At 72.6% G+C, this 13234-nt stretch carries 11 protein-coding genes; 7 read left to right on the top strand and 4 right to left on the bottom strand.

All coding sequences use genetic code 11. The features are described 5' to 3' along the window. Nucleotides 1–194: 194 nt before the first annotated feature. Nucleotides 195–665 carry a ferritin-like domain-containing protein gene (locus ACFY9I_RS24960; RefSeq protein WP_391005197.1) on the top strand — a complete coding sequence of 157 codons (471 nt, stop codon included), beginning with the start codon at nucleotides 195–197 and terminating at the stop codon, nucleotides 663–665. Nucleotides 666–908: 243 nt separating this feature from the next. Continuing rightward, nucleotides 909–1202, top strand: coding sequence for a hypothetical protein (locus tag ACFY9I_RS24955; protein ID WP_391005170.1), 294 nt, complete (start codon nucleotides 909–911; stop codon nucleotides 1200–1202). Here the strand turns inward: ACFY9I_RS24955 and ACFY9I_RS24950 are convergent. The 3 genes from ACFY9I_RS24950 to ACFY9I_RS24940 form a co-directional block, all read right to left on the bottom strand. Then, a complete protein-coding gene (locus tag ACFY9I_RS24950; protein WP_391005168.1) occupies nucleotides 1150–1914 on the bottom strand; it encodes an SDR family oxidoreductase in 765 nt (254 codons plus the stop codon). The two genes, ACFY9I_RS24955 and ACFY9I_RS24950, sit on opposite strands and share 53 nt — an antisense overlap. Nucleotides 1915–1946: 32 nt before the next feature. Next, the gene (locus ACFY9I_RS24945) at nucleotides 1947–2801 is read right to left on the bottom strand and encodes a DNA-formamidopyrimidine glycosylase family protein (protein WP_391005166.1); all 855 of its coding nucleotides are present in this window, start codon (nucleotides 2799–2801) and stop codon (nucleotides 1947–1949) included. A gap of 142 nt (nucleotides 2802–2943) precedes the next feature. Next, on the bottom strand, nucleotides 2944–7695 hold the full coding sequence (locus tag ACFY9I_RS24940) for an ATP-dependent helicase (RefSeq protein WP_391005164.1): 4752 nt from the start codon (nucleotides 7693–7695) through the stop codon (nucleotides 2944–2946). Between the two features lie 131 nt (nucleotides 7696–7826). On the opposite strand from ACFY9I_RS24940, the gene ACFY9I_RS24935 reads away from it, so the two are divergent. Genes ACFY9I_RS24935 through ACFY9I_RS24925 form a run of 3 tightly spaced genes read left to right on the top strand, consistent with a single transcriptional unit; the run spans nucleotide 7827 to nucleotide 9944 of the window. Beyond that, nucleotides 7827–8729 (top strand): AraC family ligand binding domain-containing protein, encoded by a 903-nt coding sequence (locus tag ACFY9I_RS24935; RefSeq protein ID WP_391005162.1) that lies wholly within the window; start codon nucleotides 7827–7829, stop codon nucleotides 8727–8729. Further along, on the top strand, nucleotides 8719–9639 hold the full coding sequence (locus ACFY9I_RS24930) for an AzlC family ABC transporter permease (protein ID WP_391005160.1): 921 nt from the start codon (nucleotides 8719–8721) through the stop codon (nucleotides 9637–9639). The genes ACFY9I_RS24935 and ACFY9I_RS24930 overlap by 11 nt, the downstream gene beginning before the upstream one ends. Next, complete coding sequence (locus tag ACFY9I_RS24925; RefSeq protein WP_391005158.1) at nucleotides 9636–9944, top strand: AzlD domain-containing protein; 309 nt, start codon at nucleotides 9636–9638, stop codon at nucleotides 9942–9944. The genes ACFY9I_RS24930 and ACFY9I_RS24925 overlap by 4 nt, the downstream gene beginning before the upstream one ends. 63 nt (nucleotides 9945–10007) lie before the next feature. Here the strand turns inward: ACFY9I_RS24925 and ACFY9I_RS24920 are convergent, their stop codons facing one another. After that, nucleotides 10008–10952, bottom strand: a complete 945-nt coding sequence (locus ACFY9I_RS24920) for a hypothetical protein (protein WP_391005156.1) — start codon at nucleotides 10950–10952, stop codon at nucleotides 10008–10010. A 78-nt stretch (nucleotides 10953–11030) separates the two neighbouring features. Between ACFY9I_RS24920 and ACFY9I_RS24915 the strand changes: the two genes are divergently transcribed. Further along, a complete protein-coding gene (locus ACFY9I_RS24915; protein ID WP_391005154.1) occupies nucleotides 11031–11225 on the top strand; it encodes a DUF3046 domain-containing protein in 195 nt (64 codons plus the stop codon). A 94-nt stretch (nucleotides 11226–11319) separates the two neighbouring features. Continuing rightward, nucleotides 11320–12789: an AI-2E family transporter gene (locus tag ACFY9I_RS24910; protein ID WP_391005152.1), complete on the top strand. Its 1470-nt coding sequence runs from the start codon at nucleotides 11320–11322 to the stop codon at nucleotides 12787–12789. The last annotated feature ends 445 nt before the right edge of the window (nucleotides 12790–13234 follow it).

The raw sequence follows: 13234 nt of genomic DNA, 5'->3' as shown, positions 1-13234 counted from the left end.
CCGGGGCTTCTGTGTTACTCGGGAGCTCCCGTTTGCCGGGGTGGTGGTGGGCCGTCATGGTGGAGGGGCGGGCTCGGGGGCGTGCGTGCGACTCGTTCGTACGGCCGTGACAAGGCGCACAGGGTCGTACGGGTGCACAGGGTCGTACGGGTGCACAGGGTCGTACGGTCGTCTCAAGAAATCGGAGCGTGCCGATGTACGTGGTGAAGAGTCCGCTGTCCGAAGCCGATCTCAAGACCGTCTCCGAGGCGCTGCAAGGGGCCCTGGTCGACCTGGTCGATCTCTCGCTCGTGGCCAAGCAGATCCACTGGAACGTGGTCGGGCCGCGCTTCCGCTCCGTCCATCTGCAGCTCGACGAGGTCGTGGACACCGCCCGGCTGCACTCCGACACGGTCGCCGAACGCGCTTCCACCCTCGGCGTCTCGCCGGACGGGCGGGCCGGGACGGTGGCCGCCAGCAGCGGGATCGGCAAGGTTCCCGACGGCTGGGTCAAGGACGCGGACGCGGTGGGGGCTCTGGTGGACGCGCTCGGCGCGGTCATCACCCGGATGCGGGCGAGGGTGGAGAGCACCGCCGAGGCGGACCCCGTGAGCCAGGACATCTTCATCCAGATCACGGCGGACCTGGAGAAGCACCATTGGATGTTCCAGGCCGAGAACGGATGACGGCGGCCGATGCGACCGGCCGGCGCGTGGCGCTTCTCTCGGTATGCGTGGGTGTGCCCTGACCGGTGGACGCGTCGGGGGCGTGAAGAGGGCGGTGTGCGGCTGCGGGGCGCATCAGGAGATCTGTGGGCGCGGTCCTCATGAGGGCGCCGTGCGTCCCTGTGCCGGTGGTGCGCCCTCTCCGGCCGTGACGAGGGCCGCCTAGCGTCGTTCTGGGGGCCCGGAGGCCTGGAGGTGGCGGCCATGCGGATAGTTCGCTGGGGGGCGGCTCTGGGGCTTGGTGCGCTGTGGTGGTGGGGCGTGCTGCGACTCGCGCTGGTGCCGGACGCCGGTGCGGTGGAGGGGGCGGTCGCGGCCGGCGGGTGGGGACTGAGTCTCCTGCCCGTGCACTGCGTGCCGAAGGAGCGGGCGCCGGAGCGGTCGGGGGGCGCGTCAGGGGGCGCGAGGGGTGGCCCGGCCCTGGGGAGTGCGGTGGGGGCCGCGATCACCAGGGCATGGCCACCCCGCCGTTCGGGCGGAGGATCTGACCCGTGGTGAACGAGGCGGCGTCGGAGGCGAGATACAGCACGGCGTGCGCGATGTCCTCGGGTTCGCCGACCCGGCCCAGAGGTGACAGCCGTGCCATCGACGACTCCGTCCGCGCCTGGGCCTCGCTGTCGTCGCGGTCGGTCATGGGCGTGCGGATCCAGCCCGGTGCCACCGCGTTGACACGGATGCCGTGCGGGCCGACCTCGGTCGCCAGGGTCTTGGTCAGCTGGACCACCGCGGCTTTGGTCACGCCGTAGCAGAGCAGCCCCGGACCGCCGGTGTCGACGGCGCCGGAGGCCATGGTGACGATGCTGCCCCGCGTCCTGTCGGCGATCATTCGTCGGGCCGCTTCCTGGCAGGCGTGGAGCACGCCCTTGAAGTTGACGCTCCATATCCGGTCGAGGTCCTCGTCCCGGGTCTCCAGCACAGGGCTGCTGTGCATGATCCCGGCGATCGCCGCCATCACGTGCACCTGCTCGCAGGCTGCCACCGCCCGCGCGAGCTGGGCGCGGTCGGTGACGTCGAGGTGATGGGTGTGCGCGGTGCCGTCGGCGGCCTTGATGAGGGTCACCGTCTCGTGCAGGCCCTGCGCGTCGCGGTCCGCACAGTGCACGCTCGCGCCCGCCTCGGCGAGCAGCACGGCCGACGCGCGACCGATGCCGCTGCCGGCGCCGGTGACGAACGCGGTGCGGCCGGTGAGGTCGTACGCCGGAATGGACATGAGGCGACGGTACGAGGGTTTCTGACGGAGCGTCAATTGATTGGACGAGGGTTTGGGCGTGGGCGTGGGCGTGTCGAGAGGGGAGTACCCGGGGCCGGGGCGGGGCCCGCCTGGCAGGTGGGGCACCAGTACGTGGGACGTTCGCGGGAGCCGTCTCCCTGGTCGGCCGCGCGGACGGAGGTGTGGCAGCGCAGACACGGGCGGGGGGCTCGGCCGTACACGAAGAGGTCGTGGCGGCGATCGCCCGTCGTGCTGCGGATCGGGCGGTCGCGGTTGGCTTCGAGGAGCTTCTTGGCGAGGGCCGGCAGACGGGCGGCGACGTCCTCGGGAAGGGCGCCGACGGGGAGCCAGGGGGTGACCCGGAGCAGGAAGCACAGCTCGCTCTTGTAGACATTGCCGATACCGGCGAGATTGCGCTGGTCCAGGAGGGCCTCGCCGAGGGGGCGGGTGGGGTCGCCCAGGAGGTTGACGAGGGCCTGGTCGGGGTCCCAGTCCGGGCCGAGCAGATCGGGGCCGAGGTGGCCGACGGCACGGTGCTCGTCGGTGGTGCGGATCAGCTCCAGCACGGGGAGGCGGTAGCCGACGGCCGTGCGGTCGCTGGTGCCCAGGATCGCGCGGATCTGGTGCGCGGGGCCGCCGCGCCAGCGCTCGCCGTCGCGGTACACCTTCCAGGAGCCGTCCATCCGTAGGTGGGAGTGGAGGGTCAGGCCGCCTTCGACACGGGTGAGGAGATGCTTGCCGCGGGGGGTCACGTCCAGGACGGTACGGCCGGTGAGGTCGGCCGTGGCGTACCTCGGGACCCTGAGGTCGGAGCGGTACAGGACTTTGCCGGCGAGCGCGGTGTGCAGTCGCCTCGCCGTCTGCCAGACGGTGTCGCCTTCGGGCATGGGTCAAGGGTGGCACGGTTTCGGGGGTCGGGGCCCGGGGCCCGGGGCCGACAGCCCGGCGGCCGTGGTCGGTGGGCCCGAGCGGGCTCCGGGAGGTCGTCCCCGGCTCCCCGCGTCCCCTCTGGGCCGGGAGCGGACGGGTTCACGCCCGGATGCGGAGGCCGCGCGGGGTCGCGATGAAGCCCGCTGCTTCCAGGAGGGGGCCGTGGGGGGAGGTGAGGGCCGAGGTGCCGTTCACGCGCTCCACCGTGACCGTGCCCAGGGAGCCCGCGCGGGCGGCAGCGGACAGGGCTTCGGCGGCCGGGCGGAGGCGGGGGTCGTCCATGGGTCTGGCGTCCGGGTCGGCGGGCCAGGCGAGCAGGGTCTTGCCGCCGCGCTCCATGTAGAGGGTCAGCTCGCCGTCGACCAGCACGACGAGGGAGCCTGCCTTGCGGCCCGGCTTGTGGCCGGCTTCGGTGGGCGGGTCCGGCCACGGGAGGGCCGCGCCGTAGGCGTTCGCGGGGTCGGCGGCGGCCAGGACCGTGGCTCGGGGGGACGGGGCGGTGCGGGTGCGGTTGGGGCGGGTGTCGGGGAAGTCGTCCCAGGGAGCCGAGGTCGGAGCTGAGCCGTGGTGATCGGGGAAATCACTCGGGGCGGGACCCGAGGGCTCGTTCCGGTCGCGGGCGTTGGCCACCGCGCGTAGGCGGTCCACGGCGCCGTCCATCGCGAACTGCGCAGCCCCGAGCCCCTCGACCACATAGCCCCGGCGGGCCTGACCGCTCTCCTCGAAGACGGAGAGGACGCGATAGGTCGCGGAGAAACCGCCCTCGACGCCCTCGGATGCCACGGCGCCTCGGGTCACGACGCCGTGACGGTCCAGGAGGGTGCGGGCCAGGGCGTGGGCGCGGACCGTCGGGTCGGGCTCATGGGCGGGCAGGAGGGACCAGCGGCCGGCGACCGTGGGTGGGCCCGTACGGGACTGGGGGCGTGCGGCGGCGGTCAGGGAGCCGTACCGGCCGCGCGGGACCGTGCGCTTGGCGCGGTGGGCGGTGGAGCCCGCCGTACGGCCCGAACCCAGGAACGAGCGCATGGGGGCGAGGGTGTCGTTGCTGAGCCGGCCCGACCAGGCCAGGTCCCAGATGGCGTCGGCCAGTTGGGGATCGGTGACGTCGGGGTGGGTGGTCGCGCGGACCTGGTCGGAGATCTGGCGGAAGAACAGGCCGTAGCCGCCGGAGAGGGCGCTCAGGACCGACTCGTGGAGCGCGGTCGGCTCCAGGGGGTGCGGGGGCGGCAGGAGGAGCGGGGCGGTGTCCGCCAGGTACAGCGAGACCCAGCCGTCCTTGCCGGGGAGGGCTCCGGCGCCCGCCCAGACGACTTCGCCGGACGTGGTGAGCTCGTCGAGCATCGCGGGCGTGTAGTGCGCGACCCGGGACGGCAGGACCAGCTTCTCCAGGGCGGAGGCGGGGACCGAAGCGCCTTGCAACTGCTCGATCGCACGCACCAGGCCGTCGATGCCGCGCAGCACATGCCCACCTCCCACGTGCTGCCACTGCGGCAGGAACTGGGCGAGCGCGGCGGGCGACACCGGCTCCAGCTCATGGCGCAGGGCTGCCAGGGAGCGGCGGCGCAGACGGCGCAGCACGGCCGCGTCGCACCACTCCTGGCCGATGCCGGCCGGATGGAACTCACCCTGGACGACGCGGCCGTTCGCCGCCAGACGGTGGAGCGCACCGTCCGTGACGGCCACACCGAGGCCGAAGCGGGCGGCGGCCGTGGCCGAGGTGAAGGGGCCGTGGGTGCGCGCGTACCGGGCGAGGAGGTCGCCGAGGGGGTCCTTGACCGGCTCGGTGAAGGCCTCCGGGACACCGACCGGCAGGGCTGTGCCGAGCGCGTCGCGCAGACGGCCCGCGTCCTCGATCGCCGCCCAGTGGTCGGCGCCGGCGATCCGGACGCTGAGGGCGCGGCGGGCTCTGGCCAGCTCGCGCGCCCACTGCGGCTCGGCGCCCCGCTCGGCCAACTCGGCGTCCGTGAGCGGTCCGAGGACCCGGAGCAGGTCGGCGACGCCCTCGGCGTCCTTGACATGGCGGTCCTCGGTGAGCCACTGGAGCTCCTGCTCCAGCTCGACCAGCACCTCGGCGTCGAGCAGCTCCCGCAGCTCCGCCTGGCCCAGCAGTTCGGCGAGCAGCCGGGAGTCCAGGGACAGGGCGGCGGCGCGACGCTCGGCGAGCGGGGAGTCCCCCTCGTACAGGAACTGGGCGACGTATCCGAAGAGGAGGGAGCGGGCGAAGGGGGACGGCTCCGGGGTGGTGACCTCGACGAGGCGGACCTTTCGGGACTCGATGTCGCCCATCAGCTCGGTGAGGCCGGGAACGTCGAAGACGTCCTGGAGGCATTCGCGGACCGCTTCCAGGACGATCGGGAACGAACCGAACTCGCTGGCGACCTGGAGCAGTTGGGCCGCGCGCTGACGTTGCTGCCACAGGGGGGTGCGCTTGCCGGGGTTGCGGCGGGGCAGCAGGAGCGCGCGGGCGGCGCACTCGCGGAAGCGGGACGCGAACAGCGCCGAACCGCCCACCTGGTCGGTGACAATCTGGTCGACCTCGCCCTTGTCGAAGGCGACGTCCGCCGCGCCGATGGGGGCCTGCTCGGCGTCGTACTCGGTGCCGGCCTTCATGGGTTCCTGGTCGAGCAGGTCCAGGCCCATCAGATCGGCGTCGGGCAGGCGGAGCACGATGCCGTCGTCGGCGTGCATGACCTGGGCGTCCATGCCGTACCGCTCGGAGAGCTTCGCGCCGAGGGCGAGAGCCCAGGGGGCGTGGACCTGGGCGCCGAAGGGGGAGTGGACGACGACCCGCCAGTCGCCCAGCTCGTCGCGGAAGCGTTCGACGACGATCGTGCGGTCGTCGGGGACGTGGCCGCAGGCCTCGCGCTGTTCGGCCAGGTAGGAGAGGACGTTGTCCGCGGCCCAGGCGTCGAGCCCGGCGGCCACCAGGCGCAGACGGGCGTCCTCCTGGGGGAGGGAGCCCACCTCGCGCAGGAACGCGCCGACCGCCCTGCCCAGTTCGAGCGGGCGGCCGAGCTGGTCGCCCTTCCAGAACGGCAGGCGGCCGGGGACACCCGGCGCCGGAGAGACCAGCACCCGGTCGCGGGTGATGTCCTCGATGCGCCAGGAACTGGTGCCCAGGGTGAAGACGTCCCCGACGCGGGACTCGTACACCATCTCCTCGTCGAGCTCGCCGACCCGGCCGCCGCCCTTCTTGGGGTCGGCGCCCGCGAGAAAGACACCGAAGAGGCCGCGGTCGGGGATCGTGCCCCCGGAAGTGACCGCGAGACGCTGGGCGCCCGGCCGTCCCGTGATCGTGCCGGCGACCCGGTCCCACACCACGCGTGGGCGCAGTTCCGCGAAGGCGTCGGACGGATAGCGGCCCGCCAGCATGTCGAGGACGGCGGTGAACGCGGACTCGGGGAGCGAGGCGAAGGACGCGGCGCGGCGGACGGTGGCGAGGAGGTCGTCGAACTGCCAGGTGTCCATCGAGGTCATGGCGACGAGCTGCTGTGCCAGCACGTCCAGGGGATTTCCGGGGACCCTCAGGGATTCGATGGCGCCGCTGCGCATCCGCTCGGTGACCACGGCCGACTGGACCAGATCGCCCCGGTACTTGGGGAAGACCACGCCCGTGGAGACGGCACCCACCTGGTGCCCCGCGCGGCCCACACGCTGCAGGCCGGAGGCGACCGAGGGCGGTGACTCCACCTGGACGACGAGGTCCACCGCGCCCATGTCGATGCCCAGTTCGAGGCTGGAGGTGGCGACCACGGCCGGCAGCCGGCCCGCCTTCAGATCCTCCTCGACCAGGGCCCGCTGCTCCTTGGAGACCGAGCCGTGGTGCGCCCGGGCCAGCACGGGGGGCGCCCCCTGGGCCGCGCCCGAGCCTCCCATCAACTCGGCCGGGGCGTGATGCTCGTCCAGGGGCTCGCCGGTGGCCCGCTCGTACGCGATCTCGTTGAGCCGGTTGCACAGGCGCTCCGCCAGGCGGCGGGAGTTGGCGAACACGATCGTGGAGCGGTGGGCCTGGACGAGGTCGGCGATCCGCTCCTCGACGTGCGGCCAGATCGACGGCCGCTCCGCCCCCTCGTTGCCGTCGGCCACCGGGGAGCCGCCGAGCTCGCCCAGATCCTCGACCGGCACGACGACGGAGAGGTCGAACTCCTTGCCGGACGGGGGCTGGACGATCTCCACCCGACGGCGCGGGGAGAGATAGCGCGCGACCTCGTCCACGGGACGCACGGTGGCGGACAGACCGATACGGCGCGCCGGCCTCGGCAGCAGCTCGTCGAGCCGCTCCAGGGACAGCGCGAGATGGGCGCCGCGCTTGGTGCCCGCGACCGCGTGCACCTCGTCCAGGATCACCGTCTCCACGCCCGTGAGCGCGTCACGCGTGGCCGAGGTCAGCATCAGGAACAGCGACTCGGGGGTGGTGATCAGGATGTCGGGGGGACGGGTGGACAGGGCGCGGCGCTCCGCGGCCGGGGTGTCGCCGGAGCGGATGCCCACCTTCACCTCGGGCTCGGGCATCCCGAGGCGCACCGATTCCTGCCGGATACCGGTCAGCGGACTGCGCAGGTTCCGCTCCACGTCCACCGCGAGGGCTTTCAAAGGGGACACGTACAACACCCGGCAGCGCTTCCTCGGGTCGGCCGGGGGCGGGCTCGACGTCAACTGGTCCAGTGCGGCGAGGAAGGCGGCCAGGGTCTTGCCGGAGCCGGTCGGGGCGACCACCAGCACGTCCGAGCCCTCGCCGATCGCCTGCCACGCCCCTGCCTGCGCCGCGGTGGGCGCGGAGAAGGCCCCCGTGAACCAGCCGCGGGTCGCGGGGGAGAAGCCGTCGAGGGCCCGATCTGCGGAGCTGACCATGCCCCCATCCTGCACCCGCCCACTGACAACGGCCCGGACCTGCGGAAACGGCGCGGGCCGAGGGCGGAGGAGGGAGGGGTGCTCGGGACCGCTGGGCCCCTCCGGAGAGAGGACGGCGCAGAATGGGGAGCATGGCGGGTTCGGCGGAGCGGGCGAGGCACTGGCAGTACGCGGAGTTGCCCGGCGTCGACCTGCTGCGGGCGAGGTACGTCGAGAAGAAGTTCGTGCGGCACACCCACGAGCACTTCGTGATCGCGGCCATCGCCGACGGCGTCGAGGTCTTCCACCACGGCGGCGCCGACCAGTACGCGGGCCCGGGCGCGCTGGCCCTGGTCAATCCCGACACGCCGCACACCGGCCGGGCGGGTGTGCCCGAGGGCTGGCGGTACGGGGCGGTCTACCCGTCACCGGCCGTGGTGGCCGGGATCGCCGCTGAGACCACCACGATCCGAGGGACCCCCGGCTTCACGAGCCCCGTGCTCGACGATCCGTACGCCGCCGGCCTCGTCCACCGGGTTCTGCGGGCCGTGGACGAAGGCAACGCACTCGCCGCGGACACGTTTCTGCGGGTGGCCGTGACCCGGTTGCTGCGCCTGAACGGCGGGCCGCTGCCCCAGCGTGCCGTGCGCACGGCCGGAGCCCCCGTCGCGGCACGCGCGCGTGCATTGCTCGAGGAGCGGATGGCCGACCCACCGACCCTGGAGCGGCTCGCCGCCGACCTGGGCACCAGTCCCTTCGCCCTGCTGCGGGCCTTCCGCGCGGCGTACGGAATGCCGCCGCACACCTGGCTGACCGACGCCCGAGTCCGCCGGGCCCGGGCCCTGCTCGACGCGGGCACGGCTCCCGCCGAGGCCGCCGTCGCCGTCGGCTTCACCGACCAACCGCACCTCAACCGCCACTTCAGCCGCATCGTGGGTGTGCCTCCCGGCGCGTACCAGCGGGAACGCGCGGGCGGTGGCGCCGACGGGCGCGAGCGCAAGAACGTACAAGACCCACCAGGGCGGTTGTTCGTAGCGTCCGAGCGTGGCGACTGAACAGACAGCTCAAGCAGAGACCTATGACGGCGTAGGCGTCGGCGTGGGCGGGAAACCCGACAGAGCGGTGGTCCGGGACGCCCTGGGCGTCGGGGTCGCGGTGGGACTGTCCGGGTTCGCCTTCGGGGTGACCTCGGCAGGCAGTGGGCTCAGCCTGCTGCAGACCTGCGCGCTGAGTTTGCTGGTGTTTACCGGGGCGTCCCAGTTCGCCCTGGTGGGGGCGCTCGCGGCCGGCGGCAACCCGTTCACGGCGGCCGCCGGGGCCTTTTTCCTGGGTGTGCGCAACGCGTTCTACGGGCTGCGTCTCTCCCAGCTACTGGCCCTCCCGCGCACGGTGCGGCCGTTCGCCGCCCAGTGGGTCATCGACGAGACCGCGGCCGTCGCCCTCGCCCAGCCCGCGAGGCGCGCCGCCCGCGTCGGCTTCACCGTCACCGGGCTCACCCTCTACGTGTTGTGGAACCTCACCACGCTGTTGGGCGCGCTCGGCGCCGAGGCCATCGGCGACACCGACGCCTGGGGCCTGGACGCCGCCGGGCCCGCCGTCTTCCTGGCCCTTCTCGCGCCGATGCTGAGGACCACCGCCGAGCGGGCCGTCGCGGGCATCGCCGTAGTCCTGGGGCTCGGTCTGCTGCCCGTACTCCCCGCGGGGGTGCCGGTCCTGGTGGCCGCGGCGGCCGCGCCCCTCGTCCTCTGGGCGGAGGGACGTCGCGTGGCCGGAGGCCGACCGGCAGGCCGACCGGAGGATGGGCCGGAAAACCGGCCGGAGGACCGGAACGGTGGCGGCATTGACAGCGAACGGGAACGGGGGCAGCCCACGGGGCGGGCGGATAGGCAGGACGGCCGACGACGGGACCGACGGATCGAGCGACAGGACGACCGACAGGACGACCGAGGGGGAGAGGGCCGATGAACGTGTGGATCGCCATCGTCGTCACCGCCGTCGGCTGCTACGCCGTCAAGCTCGTCGGCCTACTGGTTCCCGAGGGCGTCCTGGAACGGCCGCTCGTCCGGCGTCTCGCCGCCCTGCTGCCCGTGGCACTCCTCGCCGCGCTCACCGCCCAGCAGACGTTCGCCGACGGGCGGGTCCTGGTGCTGGACGCGAGAGCCGCGGGGCTCGCCGCAGCCGCCGTCGCGCTGCTCCTGCGCGCTCCCTTCCTGATCGTGGTGGCCGCTGCGGTGCTCGTGACGGCGGGGGTGCGGGCGATGACCGGCTGACACGGCCATCGTGCGGCACGCGCGCGTGGACTCTTTCGCACGGCAACGCGCGTGTGCGCGCCCTCAGCCGATCGGCCGCCCGTAGGCCCGCAGCGTCCGCAGCGCCTCGATCGTCACGATCGGGCGGCTCTCCATGGCCGTGCTCGGGGCCCACTGGCGCCAGCGGATCGGCCAGCCGCCGTCCTCCGTCTGCTCGCTCTCCAGGAAGTCCAGGGAGCGGGCGATCTCCTCGTCGGTGAACCACGCGCGCGCGAGCGATTCCGGGGTGCGGGCGAAGTCGTGGGGGTAGTGGTGCTCGCCCGGCGCGTATCCGGCGGCCACGGGGTAGTCGTTCGGCCGCCCCGGGTCCAGCGTGGCGAGCCGGTGATCGCGCACCAGGCGGCCGAGCCGGTCGGCGGCCGCCTGGGCGCGCGGGCGGTCGGGTACGGACTCCAGGAACGCCACGGCGGCGTGGACCTCGTAGGGGTGTGACTTCTTCAGGGACTCGACCGCCTGCCAGCAGAAGTCGGTGGCCCGGAACAGCCACGCGTGCCACACCTGATTGCGGTGCAGGAGGCCCACCACCGGCCCGGTGGCCAGCAGGTCGCCGGGTGGGTCGTCGACGATCGGCACGAACGGGGCCGCCGGATAGCCGTGCTGGCTGGGGTGCACCGCCGGAAGAGCGCCGTCCGGGGTGGACACCGAGGTCAGATAGCGGCACACGCGCTCCACACGCTGCCCGCCGCAGCGTCCGATCGAGTCCAGGACACGCAGCGCGTGCCCGGTGTGCAGCGGCTGGCTCACCGGTCCGCGCAGGTCCGGTTCGAGTCCGTGGCCATAGCCCTCGTCGGCGTTGCGGTAGGCGGCCAGCGCGGTCTCGACCGCATCGGCCTCGCCGTCCAGAAAGTAGTACGCGAAGCGACGCTGCTCCAGCACGCGCGCGGTCAGCCAGAGGAACTGCTCCGCGCGGGCGAGCGGGGTGTGCGCGGGGGACGACGAGGGGAGTGGGGATGCTCCGGTTTCGGCCATGGGTCCGACCGTAGGGCGGAAAGCGGTATCGGAAGGCCCTCCCGGCCAGGCCCACCCCCTGGGGCGGATACTGGACTCATGCGGTTGACGGTCTTCTGGCAGCGGATGGCGGATCACTTCGGTGAGGGGTACGCCGACACCTTCGCGCGCGATCATGTGATGTCCGGCCTCGGCGGGCGCACCGTGCACGAGGCGCTGGACGCCGGCTGGGAGGCCAAGGACGTGTGGCGGGTGGTGTGCACGACGATGGGCGTTCCGTTCGAAAACCGCTGAAACCGCCCGCTTTCCACCAAGTGGTCGCCGGTCGTCGCCCCGGAGGATCCGGGGGCGGGGACAGATTGTCGGTGGCGTGGGCGAGACTTGCTCCGTGGCACCCACAGACGAGACCGCGCAGTTCGAGCACGAGGCGTCCCTACTCGGCACGACACCGCCCACCCGGCCCCCGGCCGGTCCGGGACCCGGTGCGGTGACGAGCGCCCGCATGCCCCGCTGGCTGCCGCGCGCCATGGTGCTGGCGCTCTCCCTCATCGCGGTCTTCCAACTGGGTAGCTGGGCGTTCCACCAGCTCATCGGGTTGCTGATCAACATTCTCATCGCGTTCTTCCTCGCGCTCGCGATCGAGCCCGCGGTGAGCTGGATGGCCTCGAAGGGCCTGCGCAGGGGCTTCGCCACCTTCCTGGTCTTCCTGATCACGCTGGTCGGCGCCGCCGGGTTCGTCACCCTGCTCGGCTCCATGCTCGCCGGTCAGATCATCAAGATGGTCGAGGACTTCCCGGCGTACCTCGACTCCGTCATCAGCTGGATCAACACCACCTTCCACACCGAACTCAAGCGCGTCGACATCCAGGAGGGGCTGCTGCGCTCCGACTGGCTGCAGAAGTACGTGCAGAACAGCGCCACGGGCGTCCTCGACGTCTCCGCGCAGGTTCTGGGCGGCCTGTTTCAGCTACTGACGATCGCGCTGTTCTCCTTCTACTTCGCCGCCGACGGCCCACGACTGCGGCGCGCGCTGTGCTCCGTGCTGCCGCCCGCCAAGCAGGCCGAGGTGCTGCGCGCGTGGGAGATCGCCGTGGACAAGACCGGCGGCTATCTCTACTCGCGCGGTCTGATGGCGCTGATCTCCGGCACGGCGCACTACGTCCTGTTGCAGTACCTGGACGTGCCCTACGCGCCCGCGCTCGCCGTCTGGGTAGGTCTGGTCTCGCAGTTCATCCCCACCATCGGCACGTATCTCGCGGGTGCCCTGCCGATGCTGATCGCCTTCACGGTCAACCCCTGGTACGCGCTGTGGGTCCTCGTCTTCGTGGTCATATACCAGCAGTTCGAGAACTACGTGCTGCAGCCCAAGCTGACCGCCAAGACCGTCGACATCCACCCGGCCGTCGCCTTCGGATCGGTCATCGCGGGCACCGCCCTCCTCGGTGCCGTCGGCGCGCTCATCGCCATCCCAGCCATCGCGACCCTCCAGGCCTTCCTAGGCGCGTACGTGAAGCGGTACGACGTCACCGACGATCCCCGGGTGCACGGGCACCGCGGACGCGGATCGGGCAATCTCCTCGCCCGCCTGAGAAGGCGCCCGCGTCGGACGGAGGGCGAGACGGCCGACGGCGACGTCCTCATACGCGTGCGCAGGCGACTGGAGGAGAAGCTCGACCACAAGCGGGGCGCGAGACGCACGACGGACGATCCGGCGAACGCCCCGCAGGGCGACGGCTCCCCGCGTCGTGACGCCGAGTGTCCGGACGGGCAGGAGGACGTCAAGCGTCAGGACGGGCAGTCCGGGAGCGAGGGACCCGGGCCAGAGGAAAGCGTCGGCCCCGAGAACGGTGCCTCCTAGCGCCACCATCGGTCGCCCAGGAGGGTGTGCCGCAGCCCTTCCACCGGAGCCGCAGCCCTTCCACCGGAGCCGCAGCCCTTCCACCGGAGCCGCAGCCCTTCCACCGGAGCCGCAGCCCTTCCACCGGAGCCGCAGCCCCTCCACCGGAGCCGCAGCCCTTCCACCGGAGCCGCAGCCCCTCCACCGGTGCTGCGGCACCGCGCCGGGGCTGCGCACCCCTTGCGTGAATCCCCGCTTCCGGAAGTCCTCCCGGACGCCGAGTGGTGCGCTTGACACCAAATTCGAACATCCGTTCTTATGGGGGCTCCGGCGAGACCTGCGGCGGGAGTCCGGCAGGGTTTTCGTGGAGAAGTGCCCGAGTTATCCACAGGTCGGGCGGGCGTCGGGGCCCATTGTCAGTGGCAGGCGTTAGCGTCTTTCACGTGAAGCGATCGACACAAGCAAA

The organism is Streptomyces sp. NPDC012510, from assembly GCF_042955065.1.
Classification (GTDB): domain Bacteria; phylum Actinomycetota; class Actinomycetes; order Streptomycetales; family Streptomycetaceae; genus Streptomyces.
Note: the sequence above shows the minus strand (reverse complement) of the source record. Positions and strands in the feature narration are given on the sequence as shown.